The organism is Thalassospira profundimaris, assembly GCF_003326675.1.
Lineage (GTDB): Bacteria > Pseudomonadota > Alphaproteobacteria > Rhodospirillales > Thalassospiraceae > Thalassospira > Thalassospira aquimaris.
In genome coordinates, this window is record NZ_JPWF01000001.1 from 376,202 (window position 1) to 393,668 (window position 17,467).

The following is a 17,467-nucleotide window of genomic DNA, read 5'->3' on the forward strand; positions in this document are numbered from 1 at the left end:
TTTGGACCAGATGGTAACTTCGACAACAACTGCACCGATCACCGCATTCGGGCATCTCAAAGCCACAATCAAGTTCCTGACTTTGATGACGTGGCTTGTGGTGATGCTGTTTCCGTTCCTGATCCTTGAAGGTTTGAAAATTCGCGCCAGTGCCCGGATCGTCACCATCTGGCATCAGGTCGCGCGCAAAATCACCGGCATCCGTGTAACCGAGATTGGCACACCGGCCAAAACCTTGCCGCTTCTGATGCTCAGCAACCATACATCCTATCTGGATATTCCGGTGCTGAACGCGATGTTCACGGTCAATTTCATTGCCAAATCCGAAGTCCGCGGCTGGCCCGGTATCGGTTTTCTGGCGCGCTGCTGTCAGACAATCTTTGTTGAAAGACGGGCGATCAAATCCCAGGAACAGATCAAGATCCTGCGCGAAAAAATCCTGCCCGACCGTCGTCTGGTCTTGTTTGCCGAAGGCACAAGTACCGATGGCAGCGTGGTTCTGCCGTTCAAATCATCGCTGCTGGAATTTGTCTTTGATGATCAGATCGGTTCGAAATGCAGCGTCCAGCCGGTCACTGTCCTGTGCCTGAAAGACGGTTCCGTTATTGGTGGCGGGGCAGGTGCAGTTGAACCCGAACGGGTGTTGTATCCGTGGTTTGATGACACGCCGCTTGCCACCCATTTCTGGCGGTTTCTGGCAACATCGGGCGCGGATGTCTTTGTGCATTTCAGCCCGGCCCGCCCGGTCAGCGAATTTGACAACCGCAAGGAACTGACCCAGTGGGCGCATGATCGCGTTCAGGACGGCTATCAGGAAATCCTCAAAAGGGCGTAACGTCGGTTACGCCCCGTCCCAACAAGATATTCTCTCAGCACGGGCATTGCTTTGACCGGAACTCGTTTCCGGTCAAACATCGTTTAAGGCAGGGTGCTGTTTCAAACCGGGGCAGTCTTTGCCCCGGAACGCCCATACCCATATCCATATCCGGCGCACTCATCATCGAAGTGCGACGCCGCTATCTTTGCGATGCCTGCTGCACCGAAGATCAGATTTGATGTGCCAAATCTGATCTGTCTTGATGCTGTCGGATCGTCTGATGCCTGATCCGTCGATGCTGATCAGGCTCGTCTGGCCCGTGCATGGGCCCAGTCTTCCTTGATCCCGTACCATTTCTTCTCGCCGATCATCTTGCCCAGATACTGGTCCATGACCTTGAGCTTCATGATGCTGGTCAGGCCTGCGGCTCGTTCGGTCCAGCTTTCCGGCAAGGCGCGCAGCGTCAGGCTGATGCCTGCTGTGCTGTATTCGATGAAATGCCACCAGCGGCTGGGGATAAAGATCGTATCGCCCGGCTCAAGAATGCATTCATACCCCTGAAGTTCCTTAAGCTTGGGATAGCGCGCAAGGTCCGGGTTGCGGAAATCGATATTGCACGAAACCGTAAACGGATGCTGATACAGCTTGCGGCGATCGGCACTGTCATACAGAACGACGCGCTTGGTACCGGTCATCTGGGTCAGGAAGACATGACTGTGATCGAGATCATAGTGAATATCGACATAGGCATCCTGACCGCCGACAAACAGGAACGGATGGTTCTTAAGGAAGGTCACGCCAAGATCGGGGAATGAGAAATCCTCGCGCAGCTGCGGCATATGTTTGAAGACGTTAAACAAAAACATGCGAAGCGGCGTCGGGCCCTGCTGAATAAGGTCCAGATAGTCGCCAAAGGCCATCGATTGCGTGGAATCAAGATAGTCATTATCCGAATTGGCAAAGGCTTCGCTGTAAAGCGGCACTTCAACCTGCCCGCACCCGGCCTTGAGATAGTCATAGGTCCATTTTTGCGTCGCGGGCCAGCTGCCGGCAAAGCTGCGCATAACGACAGGACGCTTGGGTTTGAGGTAATTCTGGATGAAATCTTCGCGGCTTAGATGTTCCTGACGGTCAATGGTCAGGTAAGTCAGTTCCTTGGTCATAGTGCCCCGTGTCGGTTTCGGTTTATTGATTGTTGCATTCTCAAAGTGCCGGACCGCCACAAGACAGAATATCCCCGTTCAACGAGGATCAAAGAAGGCATTCGGTCTGGGACTGGATGGGCATCGCCGGGCACCCAATATCCATAGTCTTTTGTACGCAGGATCAACCAGCTCGGAATTGTTACATACAAATGACAGTCCCTCAGATAGAGCATAGGCAGAAGCTGAAATCAAGAAGGCATTTGCAACCTCAGACTGTATTAAGAGGCTGTAATTATTATTCTATTTAAAAATTGTCCCGCCTGGAAATAGCCAGGCCTTTTCGTAAACTTTGCATTCGCGACTGCCATCAAAGTATTTTCTTAACAGCTTGGCGTTTTACTGTTGGGGAACAATATAAAGCACGGGCAAAAAACGGAATTTGGGCGTGGCAGAAGACGACGACGACGAACAGCAAGCTGGCGGGCAAACGGCTGCGCAAGCAGCGATGAAGCGCATCGCCGACCGTGAGTTACGGAAAATTCGCCGGCAAATTCGCCGCCGACGAGCTTTGCTGATCGCATTTTTCCTGTCGATTGCGGGCTTTGCCATTCTGGGCATCGGCTATTCGATCAAGTCCAATCTGGATCTGAGCCGCAACATGATCCGAAGCCCGGAAATCCGTATTCTGGGCTATGACGGTGCACTGCTTGAAACCATCAAGGGCCATTACAGTCAGGACGTGTCGCTAACCACCCTGCCCGAACGGGTGCAAAACGTCTTTGTCGCGGCCACCGATCCGACTTTTTATGACCATATGGGCGTCTCGGCGACCGACTTCGCCCGCATTTTCACAAGCCGCGAAGGAACCGGCTCGACCATCACCATGAAGGTCGCACGCAGCTTCTTTAAAACCAAGGATAACAGCGCTGGTCGCCATTTTCAGGAATTCCTCGTCGCCCTGTGGCTGGACTGGAGTTTCGATAAAAAGACCATCCTGCGCAGTTACCTTGAACGCACCTATGTCGGGCGCGGGATTTTTGGCATCACCGCCGCATCGCGCATCTGGTACGGTGCGCCGTCCGAACGTATGAGCCTGCATCAGGCCGCCGTTCTTGCCGCTGCGATGAGCGACCCTGAAAAATACAATCCGCTGTTCTTCCCCCGTGAAACCGCGGCCGAGGCCAACAGCATTCTTGCCAAGCTCGGTCAGTATAAATTCATCGAGGCCGACCGCGTTTCCGCCCTGACCCTGGTCATGCCCAAGCTTGATGTGCAGGTCGAAGAAAACGTCCTGTCGGGCTATGTCGTTGATATGGTCCTGGAAGAAGTCGCCGATTTGGTCGGCTATACCAGCCGCGATATCGAGGTTGTCACAAGCATCGATCTCAAGGTGCAAAACCTTGCCCGCGACGTGGTCAAGGAAGTCGCCGAACTGCGCCTCAAACCACGCGGTGCCGATCAGGTCGGCCTGCTTGCCATAAGTCCCGAAGGCCGCATTCGTGCAATGATCGGCGGGGCGGATTACAGCCCGTTCCAGCGCAACCGCGTGACCGAGGTCCGTCACCCGGCGGGCCGGATGATCAAGATCGCCACATACTATTACGCCCTTAATGAAAACAGTGATCCGGCCCAGTGGGTCCGTGATAACCGCATGGCGGTTGGTGGCTGGCGTCCGATCAACCCCGATCACGAATATCAGGGGCAAATATCCCTGCGCGAAGCCTTTGTGCGCGATGTGAATACCGTTCCGGCCAATCTGGCCGATCATTACGGGCTGCTCAATGTCCGGCAATATGCCCATGATATCGGCATCACAAGCCCGCTTTCGACTGATATCCGAACTGTGGTCGGGCTTGATCCGGTAACGGTAAGCGACATCGCCGCCATTCACACCCTGCCGCAAAGTTCGGGCAAGCCCGCCTTTATCACCCTGATCAACAGCGTATCCTACACCAGTGAAAATGGCGGGCAGTTGCTTTATCAGCGTGTTGATCCGGTTCAGGAAAAACGCCTGACGGACGAGGCCATTCAAGGCTCCTACGTGCTTTATTCCAGTGTCACCGATCCGCAAGTCCGTCTTGATCGGCCCTTTGCCGGTTATGGCACGGTTGCGGGTGGCGGCACCGATGCATGGTATGTCGGTTTCTCGTCTGATCTGATCACGGCGGTCTGGGCGGGCAATGACGCGCGCGAACGCATGGATGTGCGCGGCGAGGTAGAACTTGCGTCTTTGTGGCGGTTATTTATGCTTGATGCGCATGAAGGTTTGCCGATCCGTTCCATGATCCGGGCGTCCTCGCAACGCCGCCGGACAAGTGACGGGGTAACCGACCTGTGGAAACAGGACTTGAACGCCCAAAACTGACATAACAGAAAGATCAGTCGCAAAGCGGGGAGACGGGGGACTCCCTCCTCGGTTGGGACATCGCGATATAATATACGCCGGATCGCACGGCGCATCTGCCTGGCATGAAAAGTCGATCAGAACTTTTGCCATTGCGGATGCCTGTGTCAAGGCCGGTCCAGACCGATAGGTGCATTTGTGGTCCAAAGAGAATTCAAGCGGCGAACCAAGGTCCGTAAAGGATCAACCGGTTCAAAGCCCAAGAAAAAGCGCGTCAGCAGTGCCGGCAAGCGCAAGGGAAGTCTGTTTTCCCGCCTGGGAGACATGATTCCCGGGCCAGAGGCGATTGCCAAATTCATTGTTCTGGGCAGCATCTGGGTGATGGTTCTGGGCGGTGGCGTCATTGCCTTTTACGGCTATGGCCTGCCCGATAAGGTCAGTTTCGAAGTCGCCAGCGAACGCAAACCGTCGATCCGCGTCGTCAGCATCGATGGCGCAACCCTTGCCACCTATGGCAACCGCTATGGCACCCCGGTCGAGGTTCAAAATCTTCCCGAATATGTCGGTCAGGCGTTTGTGTCTGTCGAAGACCGCCGTTTTTATGATCATTTCGGCATTGATGTTGTCGGTATCTTGCGTGCGACCTGGGTCAATCTGACATCCGGGCGCATTGCCGAAGGTGGAAGCACCATCACCCAGCAGCTTGCCAAGAACCTGTTTCTGTCACCGGAAAAAAGCTTCGGGCGCAAAATCGAAGAAGTCCTTCTGGCGATCTGGCTGGAATTCAAATTCGATAAACAGCAAATCCTGTCGCTTTATCTCAACCGCATCTATTTCGGCTCCGGCCTTTACGGGATTGATGCCGCATCGCGCTATTATTTCGGCGTCGATCCGCGTCGTCTGAACCTGTATGACGCCGCTGTGCTGGCCGGTCTGCCCAAGGCACCAAGTCGCTATAACCCGATGGTCGATCCGGTCAAATCCGCCGAACGGGCCAATATCGTGCTGGATGCCATGGCCTCGACCGGCGCGCTGACAACCGCACGCGCCGATCGGGCCAAACAGTCTCGGGTCCGTACCGCACGTTCGGCCAAAACCGGGCCGGGTGTCCGTTATTTCTCTGACTGGGTTCTTGATCGTGTGCGCGACTATATCGGCTATATCGATCAGGATCTTCTGGTTCACACCACACTTGATTCCCGCCTTCAGGAAATCGCAGAATTCAATCTTGAACGCGCACTTGAAAGCAACGGCGCCAAGGCAAAACATGTCAGTCAGGGCGCGCTTCTCGCCATGACGCCGGATGGTGCCGTGCGTGCCATGGTCGGTGGTCGCGACTATTTCGAAAGTCAGTATAACCGCGTCACACAGGCACGGCGTCAACCGGGCTCGGTGTTCAAGCTGTTTGTCTATCTGGCCGGTCTGGATAAAAGTCTCGGCTCGAATGACTGGATGCGCGATGTGCCCATCGTGATTGATGGCTGGGAACCGCGCAACTTTGACCGTAAAAATCACGGCACCATGTCGATCCGCGATGCGGTGGCAACGTCAAACAACTCGATTGCCGTGCAAATGGCGATGGAAGTCGGTCTGGATAAAGTGATCCAGAAGGCCCGCGACATGGGCGTTTCATCGCCACTCGCCGCCGAACCAAGCCTTGCGCTTGGCACCAGCGAAGTCTCGATGCTGGAACTGACCGGGGCCTATGCCATCGTCGCCAATGGTGGCTTTGCCGTCTTCCCGCACGCGGTCAGCAAGATTGTCGGACGCGGTGGCGAAATTCTCTATGAACGTACCGATGATTTCCCGGTCCGGTTGCTCAACCCGCTTCATGCCGGTGAAATGAACAACATGCTTTCGGCCGTGATCGCCAAGGGCACGGGCCGTAACGCCATCATCGACCGTCCAACGGCCGGTAAAACCGGCACCACATCGGATTATCGTGATGCCTGGTTTATCGGTTACAGCTCCGATCTGGTGGCCGGTGTCTGGATGGGCAATGACGATGGCAGCCCGATGGACGAAGTCACCGGCGGCGGGCTTCCCGCAACGCTTTGGCATGACTTCATGCTCCACGCCCATCAAAACATCCCGGTCCGCTCGCTCGGCAAAGCCGCCCTCGCACGATCCAAAAAGGTCGGCGAAGACGACAGCTGGCGCGACTTCACCAAGGGCTTCAGCGCCAGCAGCGCAAAACAGTAATGCAGCACTGAATATGTATTGAAAAATGGCGGGTCATTTCATTATGGCCCGCCGTTATCGGCACCAAGCCTAGGGGGAGAGATACCCAGTGACACTTCTTCGAAATGATCCGACGACCCAGCTTGCTTTTTCCGTTTATGAAAACAAGGGCGTGTTTGCTGTCTTACTCGGATCAGGGCTATCGCGTTCGGCAGAAATTCCTACGGGCTGGGAGATTACTCTCGATCTGGTTAGGCGTGTCGCCTTGACCAAAGGGGTGGAAGATCAGTCAGATTGGACAAAATGGTATCGGGACGAAACAGGACAAGAACCAAACTACTCTACATTGCTTGAAGAGATCGCAACTTCACCTGCTGAACGACGGGCAATCCTGCATCGCTATATTGAGCCAGACGAAGACGATCGCGAAGAAGGGCGTAAAATTCCGACAGAAGCTCATCACGCAATCGCAAGTTTGGTTCGGTCTGGTCATATCCGGGTCATCATTACTACCAACTTTGACCGGCTTATGGAAAATGCTCTCCGGGAACAAGGGATTGAGCCCACGGTTGTATCCTCTGCCGATGCCTTGGCAGGTGCGGAGCCATTAACTCACAGTCGTTGCTACCTTTTGAAATTACACGGCGACTACAAGGACAGCCGTATTCTGAACACCGATCAGGAACTCAGTTCTTACCCGGATTCATACAATAAGTTACTGGATCGGATTTTTGACGAACACGGACTGATCATATGCGGTTGGTCTGGTGAATGGGACCATGCGCTGCGTGCCGCCTTCTTGCGTGCGCCAAACAGACGTTATCCGGTTTATTGGGCTGCCCGCGGTAAGCTGGGTGGCGGTGCAACGGAACTTGCTGAACACCGAGATGCCAAGACTGTTGCTGTCAATGGTGCGGACGAATTTTTCCGGTCGCTGCAACAACGTGTGGAGACGCTTGAACAAAGTCAGCGGCAAAATCCACTAAGCGTCGAATTACTGGTAAGTAGTGCTAAACGCTATCTGGCTAAGTCAGAGTATAGAATTCAGTTGGATGAGTTGTTTACACAAGAATTTGAACGACTTCTCATTCAACTAAGAGACGACCAGCTCTCTCCACAGGGGCGGTATGATCCAGAACAATTCCGGTTTCGCGTAGCACTATACGAAGCGCTAACAGAGCCTTTAGCACGTATGGTTGGTGTGTTGGGAAGATGGGGTGATGGTAGCGAACTGCCATTAGCTTTAGATATTATCGGTGGGTTACATCGTCGAGCAGTAAATATCAGAAGTGGTAGTCGTGTGTGGATCGGTTTGTCTGCTTATCCAGCGGTATTGGTGTTTACTGCCTATGCGGTTGCTCTAACACGTTCTCAAAGATGGAGTAGCCTCCATGCTCTTCTTGATGCTCCTTTATCACGGGAATATGGCAAGACCGAAAACTTAGTTTCAACGCTGTTCTTGCAGGCATGGGGAGAGCCGAGAGAAGATGTTTGGAAACAGTTGGAGGGATTTGAAAACCGCAGATGTCCCCTCAGTGACCATCTCTTTGATGTTTTGTCTGTATGGAAATCCAGCTTCATTGGTGTGTCGTCGGAGTTCAATCTAACGTTCGATAGATTCGAAACACTCGCGACCTTGGCATATTTTGAGCGGTACAGTGAAGAAGATATGGAAAAGGCAATTGTCAGTAAACCTGATGCCGTATTTGCCGGAATGCCCATTGGTAGGGCTGTCTACCATGACGATTCAGCTATGACATTGATTAATGATTTACAGTTGGATGAGACGATTGTTGCCTTGCTCAATGCTGGTTTTGCAAGAAATAGCCGACGTTACCTTGAGCTTTTTGTAGAAAATTTCAAACGCTACGTGGGAAGTTCGCGTTGGTGGTAGCGCTAGGAGCGCCGATCTAGGCAGATACAAAAAAAGACCGGTATCGCTTGCGCGAACCGGTCTTAAGTTTGGTTTGCATTGGGTCAGGACCGCCATGTTTGGCATTGGCCCCAACCCGCAGCCACACCCCTTGGGGAGAGATGTGGCCAGGGAGTTCTCACCTGTCGGTTCGCGACGCTAAGCTGGAGTGGACAGCTCGCATATAGCAGCCGATTGGCGCTGAGGGTGACGCAGCGCCGCGGTGAGTGTATCAGGCAGCAACTGCCTGATCGGTGAGCGCTTCAAGGAATTCAAGACATTCCTCGAGCTGCGAAATCTCGATAAATTCGTTGGGCGTATGCGCCTGCTTGATGCTGCCCGGGCCGCAAATGATCGACGGGATATTGCCCTGTTTCTCAAATACGCCGCCTTCGGAACCGTAGGACACCTTGCCCGATACGTCCGGGATGATGTTGCGGACAAGCTCGAATGCCGGTGCGTCGGTGCAATCGCCCATACCCGGATAGGAAAAGATCTTTTCCCAGCTAAATCCGGTTTCGGGTGCCTTTGCCTTCATTTCCGCATCCAGTGTCGCCATGACGGTATCGCGAATTTCGGCAATTACCGCTTCGGCATCATGTTCGGGCAGATGGCGAATTTCAAAGGTGAATTCACAATAATCCGGGGTGACGTTGGTTGCCGTGCCGCCGCCAATCGTTGTGGTCAGCATGGTGCTGTGCGGAACGGTGAAATCTTCGTCAAACGGGCCGTTTTCTTCGAAATGGCGGGCCTTCTCGGCAATCAGGTTGATCGCACGGGTCGCATATTCGATGGCATTGACATGGTTCGGCGCAAACGAGCTGTGCCCGGCGGTGCCGGTAACGCCCACACGCATCGAATATTTGCCCTTCTGGCCATTGATGACCTTCATGTCGGTCGGCTCGCCAATCACGGCCAGACGCGGCGGGGTATCCATGGCGGCGAGATGATCAACCATCGAACCAACGCCGATACAGCCAACTTCCTCGTCATAGGACAGGCAAAGATGGAACGGCATGGTCAGGTCGCGTTTGACCAGATCGGGGATCAGCGCCAGCACACAGGCCGAAAAGCCCTTCATGTCGGCCGCACCGCGCCCGAACAGCTTGCCGTCACGCTCGGTCAGCTCGAATGCCGGGCTGACCCAGGTGGTCTCAAGGGCGGGGACAACATCGGTATGACCCGAAAGGGCAATACCCGGAACCCCTTTGGGGCCGATGGTCGCAAGCAGGTTGGCTTTCTCGCCCGTTTCATCATGGAACAGGGTCGATTCAATGCCATATTCCGCCAGATAATCGCGGACAAAATGGATCAGACCGAGATTCGAGTTTTTGCTCGTGGTGTCGAACGCAACCAGCTTGCCAAGCATATCAATGGCACTATGGAGGCGGGACATATTGGTTTTGGACATTGTACTTCTCGTTTCTCGGATCAGGAAGCGGACGCGGTGGCCGCAGCACGCTTTTCGCGCCATTTCTTCCATTCACGACGAATGGTCAAAGTGACGAACAAAACAGTCAGGATAAAGAAGCCCCAGGAAATCCATGACTGGAAGAAGACGCCAAGGTCACCGCGCGAAATGGCAAGCGAGCGACGCATATTGTCTTCAAACATCGGGCCAAGGATAAAGGCGATCAGGAAGGGTGCAGCCGGAATGTTAAGCAGCATCATGATAAAGCCGACCACACCCATCACCAGCAGAACCGTGACGTCAAACGGGCTGGCACCAATCGAATAGATGCCATAGACGCACAGGATCAGAATGCAGGGCAAAAGCAGGGTCTGCGGAATGCGCGAGATTTTGGTAAAGGCATTTGCCGTGATCTTGCCTGCGATAAACAGGAAGACCGAGCTGAACAGAATGCCGATAAACAGCGCGTAAACTTCGCCGATATTGTTCTGGAACAGAAGCGGGCCGGGGGTCAGGCCATGGATCATGAAGGCACCCAGCATCACACCGGTGATCACGTCACCGGGAACACCCAGCGCCATCAACGGGATCATGGTTGCGCCGCATGCGCCGTTATTGGCCGATTCAGATGCCGCAACACCTTCAAGTTCACCTTCGCCGAACTTGTCGCCGTTTTTCGAAGTGCGGCGTGCCTCGCTATAGGAAAAGAACGCGGCTGTTGACGGACCGATGCCGGGGATCGCGCCAAGAATGACCCCGATCAGCGACCCGCGACAGATCGATTTCAACGATCCGCGGAATTCCGAAAGGGTCAGGCGGTTATCACCAAGCTTAAGGGCCTGCGTGTTATCTTCCGGACGGAACACGATTATCTTGATCAGTTCAGGCAGGGCAAACAGACCGATCAGAACCGGCACCATGCCAAGACCCGACTTCATGTCTTCGGACAGGGCAAAACGGTAGGAGCCGTAAATATCTTCGCCAACAGTTGCCAGCAAAAGGCCAAAGCAGGCGGAAAGAATCCCGAGAACAAGCGAACGGCCGGAAATACTCGCGACAATCGTCAGCGAAAAGGCCATCAGCATGAAGAATTCCGGCGGGCCAATGCGCAGCGCGAATGCAGCAAGCGGAATGGCGAGGAAGAACAGCGAGATATTGGAAATGAAATCGCCAATACAGCTTGAAATCAGCGCCATGTTCAGCGCCTTGCCACCCTTGCCGGCACGGGCCAGCGGATAGCCGTCAAGAACCGTACAGGCCGCCGATGCGGTGCCCGGCGTTTTGATCAGAATGGCGGAAATCGAACCGCCATAGGTCGAACCTTTATAAAGCGCGACCAGAAGAAGAATACTGGTGACCGGCGGCAGATAGAAGGTAAAGGGCAGCGCCAGTGTCACAGCCATCGTACCGGTCATACCCGGGATGGCACCGATAATCACACCGGCCCAAATCCCGGCAAACATTGCCAGAAAGTTCGGCAGGGTCGCGACTGCGTCAAACGCATAAAGTAATTCATTCCACATAACGATGGGACTTTCGATCAGATCAGGGTTACGAGGTCAGAAAAACAGCGAACCTTCGGGGAAGGGCGTATGGGTGACTTCGGTAAACAGAAGATAAAGCAGAACCGGGAAGATGACGGACAGGCCGATCATCCAGAACTTGCGTTCGAAATTGCCGGTCATCATGAACAGCACGGCCAGCAACAGGATGGTTGCCGGAACAAAGCCGACGAATGGCATGCCAAACACAAAGGCGGCAAAAACAGCAACCACACCCACAAAACGGATGATCAGGGTCTTGTGGCTGCAAATCCGGCTGCCAAGGCTTGTGACCTGGTTGCGGCTGGCTTCGCGCATTTTCGGGAATGCCAGACCAACTGCCGTAATACCCATCACAAGGCCGATGATCGCGACAACGCGCGGCCACATGTCAGGCGGCGGGGCAAAGCCGGGAATGAAAGACGGAACCTTCACATAGATCGGGATCAGGATGAACAGGATGATGGCAAAGAACAGTGTTCCGACCAGCCCTGCATAGAAATCGCGATTTTGGTTCATGGTTCCGTCTCGCATTAAAGTTTTGGATCAAAAAACGTTCGAAAACGTCTTACTGGATGTAACCAAATTTCTTGGCCATACCGTTGTAAAGCTCGAACTGGCTTTTAACGTATGCGGACGGATCTTCGTCACCGATGACCGAGGTCGAGCCGCGTTTTGCAGCAAGATCAAGCCACTGTGCGTCGGTCGAAACGCTGCCAAGGATTTCGGTCCATTTCGCGACAACCTCGTCCGAAAGACCTTTCGGTGCATACAGGCCGCTCCAGCCGCCAACCTGACCAGCCTGGGCATAACCCAGTTCTTTGGCAGTCGGGACGTCCGGAAGGGCAGCCATACGCTTCGGCGAGTAAACCATCAGCGGGCGCATTTTACCGGCTTCGATATGGGGCATCAGCGAACCGGCAGCAATAGCGAGGAAATCAACGTGACCGCCAAGCAGAGCAGCGGCCAAAGCAGAGCCGCCTTTGTATGGCACGAGGGTGGAAGCGGTCAGCGGATCAAGATCAACGTCAGACAGCAGGGCCTGAACAGAGAAGCCGTCAATCGCGGTGGGGCCGGATGCGGCATAGGTGGTTGCGCCGTTGCTGTCCTTGATTTTGGCAATCAGGTCATCAATGGTCTTGATGTCGGAATTGGCGTTTACAGCCAGAATCATCGGGGTGGATTCGAGAATACCCAGGAAGGTGTAATCGTCCCAGCCAACCGGGCTGTCATTGTAAACTGCCGGATACAGGGCCATGCCAACGCGCGACAGCAGCAGGGTATAACCATCAGGCTTCTGTTCGGTGACGAATTTCGCACCGCTCATGCCGCCGTTACCGGTTTTGTTAACGACAACAACCGGCTGGCCGCCGGTGTAGTTGCGTGCGGTTTCTGCAAGCGCACGGCCGGCAAGATCCGATGCACCACCGGCACCATAAGGTACAACAAGGGTGATGGCTTTTTCAGGATAGGCATCAGCCTGGGCAGTCGAAATCATGGTGGTCGTCGCAAGGATGGCGGCGGCTAGGCCGGCTGCTTTTTTGAGCTGTCGAAACATTTACATGTCTCCCTGTTTGGTGGTGGCAGGATTGCCAAAGCTCGGTCTTTTCTTTTTGTATCCATTATCCATAGACAAACTATAACTGGTGACGCAAAAAATTAATTTCAGTATAACTAATTTACATACTGAGTACGGAATGCCGCCAAACACCGCGTCGTTTCAAGAACCCGGAAATGCTCATGCATGGCCCGAACCGGCGGTTTCGGGCGGGTATTCCAGGACGGGCAGGGCTGTTTGTTCTGCGACGGTTTGGGGCAAAATTGCCTGCTCTCAGATGCTTAACCGGATGCCATTTGCATCCAGAACGGCCGTTTTGGGCGGTTATGCGCGATGATCGGAACCTGAATTATGAACCTGCGCGAACTTGAAAGCTTCAATGCCTTTATGACCTATGGTTCTGTCACCAAGGCGGCCCAGGCGATGAATATCAGTCAGCCGATGGTCAGCCGGTTGCTCAACAATTTTGAAAAATCCGTCGGGTTCGAGCTGTTTAACCGCAAACGCAACCAGTTGACCGCGACCTCCGAGGCCCAGCAATTCCACGCCACGGTGTTGCGTTCGCTCAACGCCTTTCGCGAAGTCGAAACCCAGGCCCGCGCCATTGCCAACGACCAGTTGGGCGCAATCCGTATCGCGGCCCAGCCGATCTATGTTGATACCTATCTGATTGATGTGGTGGCCAAGTTCAAAAAAGCCCACCCTAATGTCTCGATCAGCATCACCGATACCGGGCTTGAAGGCATGCTTGATATGATCTCGACCCGGCAATGTGATCTCGGGATCGGCATCACCCTTGATCTTCAGGACCCCAACGTTCTGGTCACCCCGCTTGCGCAATCGCGCGCGGTCTGTTTGATGCCGGTTGATCACCGGCTGGCCGGATTCGAGACCATTGATATTGACCTTCTGCGCGGTGAAAACTTTGTCGAACTGTCGATCGGATCGCCGTTGCGCACCAAGATCGACTATATTTTCCAGATCGCCGGCTGGCCGCGCAAGATCGCGGTCGAGGGCCGCACGATCCGAACCGTCTCGCGTCTGGTTGAACGTAATGTCGGCATCGCGGTCAGTGATCCCTTTGCCGGTCTTCTGGTCGATCACAGCAAGGTCGTCGCCCGCACCCTGACCCCGACCATCGAATGGGACGTTGCCCTGTTTACCGCCACCCGCGAACTCAGTGCCGTGGAAAAAAGCTTCCTCGCCTTCCTGCGCGCCGAACTCCCCCGCCTGCGCGAAACCGGTTGCGTGGTCTAAAGCCGACGCCACCCCAATTCTGATTGGTCGATTTGACGCAGGTGTAAACTTTTCTTTACAGTGTCGTCGGGGTTTCCATGCTGCCTATCGCAGCGGTAAGAATGAATTGTTAGGCTCAGACTAATAATCAGGATGATTATTTATTATCGCTTATCAAAGGCGAGCTTCGCAGCCAGTCCCAAAAACACGCAGCCGGTAAAAATCTGGAAGCCGCGGGCGATCCGGGCGGAGCGGGCAAACAGCTGCCCAAGCTTCCCGGCGAAACTTCCGACCAGGCAATTGATGATCGTGCCGCCGATATTCAGGATCAGCCCGAAAATCAGGAACTGCATCAGCACCGATCCGCGTGACGCATCGACAAATTGTGGAATGAAGGCCAGCACGAAAACGATAATTTTCGGGTTCAGCAAATTGACCACAATCCCGTCACGCCAAGCCACCAAGGCGCTGGAACGCTTGGTTTGCGCGGGGCTAAGCTGCTGATCCTTTGACCGGAATGCGCCAATTGCCAGCCACACCAGATAGGCAATCCCCGCCCAGCGCAGGACTTCAAGTGCCACCGGATGGGCTGCGACCAGTGCTGCCAGACCAAGACCGGCGAGCAGAGTATGGATCAGCGCACCCGTCGCAATGCCAAGACTCGCAGCATTCCCGGCCTTTGGCCCTGACTTGATCCCCTGTCCCAGACAAAACAGCATGTCATTGCCCGGCGTCATATTAAGTGCCAGCGCGGTCGGAATGAAAATCGCCAGTGTTTCAATCGGGATCAGCATGGGTGGGGCTCCAAAAACTGTGCTGTTACGGTGGTTTAAGGCATTCGGGGTGGCGGCTGTTTCAGGCGTCGCAGTGATAATTTCTTGCCGGTTTGGTCAGTGTCAAAGCCTACGGTCGTGTGCGTTTGTCACGGGAAGCCGGTTTGGCGGGCGTGGCGCTTTTTGCAGCCTTTATCCGGACATCACTTCTGCCTTCCCGCGCAGTGTTATCTAGCCGCCCGCGCCATAACGATGCAGGCCTGAACCGTGGCGTTTGAGCCAGTGTTGCTGTTTCTTGGACGGACCATAAAGGTCTTCGACCACGGCCCAGAAACGCGCGGAATGATTGAGTTCCTGAAGGTGGGCGACTTCGTGGGCAACCACGTAATCAAGCACATCTTCAGGGGCAAGAACGAGTCGCCAGCTAAAAGACAGATTGCCGTTCGACGAACAACTTCCCCAGCGCGTACGGGTATCCTTAAGCGATATGCGGGTGATTTTCTTGCCGATCTGATCGGCATAGGCATGGGCCCGCGGAGCGATTTCAAGCTTGGCCTGTTTCTTGAGCCAGTCCGTGACCCGCCGGTTGGTATATTCCGGCTGGCCCGATACCCAGATCACCCCGGATTCTGCCCAGACGCCGCGTTTGGCATCGGGAACCGCACGGATGGCATGATCATGGCCAAGGAACGGAATCCACGCACCGGGCACAAACTGCACCCGTTCTGGAAGGCGCTGGATATGGGCTGTAACCCAGTCGCCATGCTGGTGCAGCATCGAAATCGCGGTCTTGCGCGATACCCCGTTGGGCACAACAATTTCCACCCCGTCAAAGGCCGGATCGATCCGCAATTTGAGTCGCGACGCGCGCGCACTGGGCCGCAAACGGACCGGCAGCGGACCGATTTTGGGCAGGTCGATTTCGGTTTCTTCGACAGCTTTCAGCATTCGGAGCGGTTTTTTCCAAAAGCGGGGCGAAAATTTACGGGTTTTTGTGCCTTTTTGGCCTCAATCCCATCTTGGGTCTTGCCCGCTGGTAGTGTTTTCCTATACTCCGCGCTCAAGGTCTAGGGCTCTTTATGCAAGACGGGAGACATTTTGCATAAAGAGCCGTCGAACAATCCGTCGAGCAGTCTGGCGGACTATTCGGGGCCGACCGCAACGACAATGTTGCATAGCCAACAGGGATGAATGGCCAAATCCGGCCGCGCCCTGGGTTTTATCGGAAGAAGAAAGGCGTCACTCCCATGAGCGATAAGGTCAAAAAGGTCGTCCTTGCCTATTCAGGCGGTCTGGATACCTCCATCATTCTGAAATGGCTTCGCGAAGAATATAACTGCGAAGTCGTGACCTTCACCGCCGATCTCGGCCAGGGTGAAGAGCTGGAACCGGCCCGTAAAAAGGCGGAAATGTTCGGCGTAAAACAGATCTTCATCGAAGATCTGCGCGAAGAATTCGTTCGCGATTACGTCTTCCCGATGTTCCGTGCCAACGCCCTTTATGAAGGCGTTTACCTGCTCGGTACCTCGATCGCACGTCCGCTGATCGCCAAACGCCAGATCGAAATCGCCGAAGAAGTCGGCGCAGACGCCGTTTCCCACGGCGCAACCGGCAAAGGCAACGACCAGGTTCGTTTCGAGCTGGGTTACTATGCCCTTAAGCCGAACGTTAAGGTCATTGCACCGTGGCGCGAATGGAAACTGAATTCGCGTACCGCGCTTCTGAACTTTGCACGTGAACACCAGATTCCGATTTCGGCCGACAAACTTGGTGGTGACGAGCCGCCCTATTCGACCGATGCGAACCTTCTGCACATCTCGTATGAAGGCAAGGCACTGGAAGATCCGTGGGTCAAGCCGAACGAAGGCATGTTCGAGCGCACCGTTTCCCCGCAGAACGCACCCGATGCGATCACCACGATCGAGATCGAGTTCGAACAGGGCAACCCGGTTGCGGTCAATGGCGAACGCATGAGCCCGGCAACCCTTCTGACCAAACTGAACGAAGTTGCCGGCAAGAACGGCATCGGTCGTCTTGATCTGGTCGAAAACCGTTATGTCGGCATGAAGTCGCGCGGCGTTTACGAAACCCCGGGCGGCACCATTCTGTCGGTTGCACACCGTGCAATGGAAAGCATCACCCTTGATCGTAACGCCGGTCACCTCAAAGACGAGCTGATGCCGCGTTATGCCGAGATGATCTATAACGGTTACTGGTGGTCGCCGGAACGTCAGGCCCTGCAGCGCCTGATGGACGAAACCCAGCGTACGGTTAACGGCGTTGTCCGCCTTGACCTTTACAAAGGTAACGTCACCGTCACCGGTCGCAAGTCGCCGAACTCGATCTACTCTGAAGAGCATGTCACGTTCGAAGCTGACACCGTTTATAACCAGCGCGATGCAGAAGGCTTCATTAAGCTGAACGCCCTTCGTCTGCGCCTTGGTTTCGACCGCGACGGCGTGAAATAAGTTTTCCGCAAGAGATTGTGGAAAGACAGGCGAGGGGCATGATTGCCCCTCGTTTTCGTTTGAAAGCCCAGCTATAAAGCC

13 protein-coding genes are annotated in these 17,467 nt (G+C 54.6%); 6 read left to right on the forward strand and 7 right to left on the reverse strand.

The window, feature by feature from the left end:
* Positions 1 to 10: 10 nt before the first annotated feature.
* Positions 11 to 835, forward strand: coding sequence for a lysophospholipid acyltransferase family protein (locus TH19_RS01830; RefSeq protein WP_114100599.1), 825 nt, complete (start codon positions 11 to 13; stop codon positions 833 to 835).
* 284 nt (positions 836 to 1,119) lie between these two features.
* On the opposite strand, the gene TH19_RS01835 is transcribed toward TH19_RS01830, so the two are convergent.
* Entirely contained in the window at positions 1,120 to 1,980 is an 861-nt protein-coding gene (locus TH19_RS01835; RefSeq protein WP_114100600.1) for a cupin-like domain-containing protein, read from the reverse strand.
* Positions 1,981 to 2,407: 427 nt separating this feature from the next.
* Here TH19_RS01835 and TH19_RS01840 point away from each other — a divergent pair, with 427 nt between their 5' ends.
* The 3 genes from TH19_RS01840 to TH19_RS01850 all read left to right on the forward strand — a co-directional run bounded on the left by TH19_RS01840 (position 2,408) and on the right by TH19_RS01850 (position 8,381).
* Positions 2,408 to 4,327 (forward strand): transglycosylase domain-containing protein, encoded by a 1,920-nt coding sequence (locus tag TH19_RS01840; RefSeq protein WP_114100601.1) that lies wholly within the window; start codon positions 2,408 to 2,410, stop codon positions 4,325 to 4,327.
* Between the two features lie 303 nt (positions 4,328 to 4,630).
* Positions 4,631 to 6,508 (forward strand): transglycosylase domain-containing protein, encoded by a 1,878-nt coding sequence (locus TH19_RS01845; protein WP_258547781.1) that lies wholly within the window; start codon positions 4,631 to 4,633, stop codon positions 6,506 to 6,508.
* Positions 6,509 to 6,596: 88 nt separating this feature from the next.
* A complete protein-coding gene (locus TH19_RS01850) occupies positions 6,597 to 8,381 on the forward strand; it encodes an SIR2 family protein (protein WP_114100603.1) in 1,785 nt (594 codons plus the stop codon).
* Positions 8,382 to 8,631: 250 nt separating this feature from the next.
* Here TH19_RS01850 and argE read toward each other — a convergent pair whose 3' ends face one another.
* From argE to TH19_RS01870, 4 genes are read right to left on the reverse strand one after another with little or no spacing between them, the layout of a single operon-like run.
* Entirely contained in the window at positions 8,632 to 9,810 is a 1,179-nt protein-coding gene (gene argE, locus TH19_RS01855) for an acetylornithine deacetylase (RefSeq protein ID WP_114100604.1), read from the reverse strand.
* Positions 9,811 to 9,830: 20 nt separating this feature from the next.
* A complete protein-coding gene (locus tag TH19_RS01860) occupies positions 9,831 to 11,333 on the reverse strand; it encodes a tripartite tricarboxylate transporter permease (protein ID WP_114100605.1) in 1,503 nt (500 codons plus the stop codon).
* Positions 11,334 to 11,369: 36 nt separating this feature from the next.
* Positions 11,370 to 11,870 carry a tripartite tricarboxylate transporter TctB family protein gene (locus TH19_RS01865; protein ID WP_114100606.1) on the reverse strand — a complete coding sequence of 167 codons (501 nt, stop codon included), beginning with the start codon at positions 11,868 to 11,870 and terminating at the stop codon, positions 11,370 to 11,372.
* Positions 11,871 to 11,919: 49 nt separating this feature from the next.
* Complete coding sequence (locus TH19_RS01870; protein WP_114100607.1) at positions 11,920 to 12,909, reverse strand: Bug family tripartite tricarboxylate transporter substrate binding protein; 990 nt, start codon at positions 12,907 to 12,909, stop codon at positions 11,920 to 11,922.
* Positions 12,910 to 13,260: 351 nt separating this feature from the next.
* Between TH19_RS01870 and TH19_RS01875 the strand changes: the two genes are divergently transcribed.
* Positions 13,261 to 14,166, forward strand: a complete 906-nt coding sequence (locus TH19_RS01875) for a LysR family transcriptional regulator (RefSeq protein WP_114100608.1) — start codon at positions 13,261 to 13,263, stop codon at positions 14,164 to 14,166.
* A gap of 143 nt (positions 14,167 to 14,309) precedes the next feature.
* Here the strand turns inward: TH19_RS01875 and TH19_RS01880 are convergent, their stop codons facing one another.
* Positions 14,310 to 14,939 (reverse strand): LysE family translocator, encoded by a 630-nt coding sequence (locus TH19_RS01880; RefSeq protein ID WP_114100609.1) that lies wholly within the window; start codon positions 14,937 to 14,939, stop codon positions 14,310 to 14,312.
* Between the two features lie 210 nt (positions 14,940 to 15,149).
* Positions 15,150 to 15,866, reverse strand: a complete 717-nt coding sequence (locus tag TH19_RS01885; protein ID WP_114100610.1) for a M48 family metallopeptidase — start codon at positions 15,864 to 15,866, stop codon at positions 15,150 to 15,152.
* A 299-nt stretch (positions 15,867 to 16,165) separates the two neighbouring features.
* Between TH19_RS01885 and TH19_RS01890 the strand changes: the two genes are divergently transcribed.
* Positions 16,166 to 17,386, forward strand: a complete 1,221-nt coding sequence (locus tag TH19_RS01890) for an argininosuccinate synthase (RefSeq protein WP_114100611.1) — start codon at positions 16,166 to 16,168, stop codon at positions 17,384 to 17,386.
* The last annotated feature ends 81 nt before the right edge of the window (positions 17,387 to 17,467 follow it).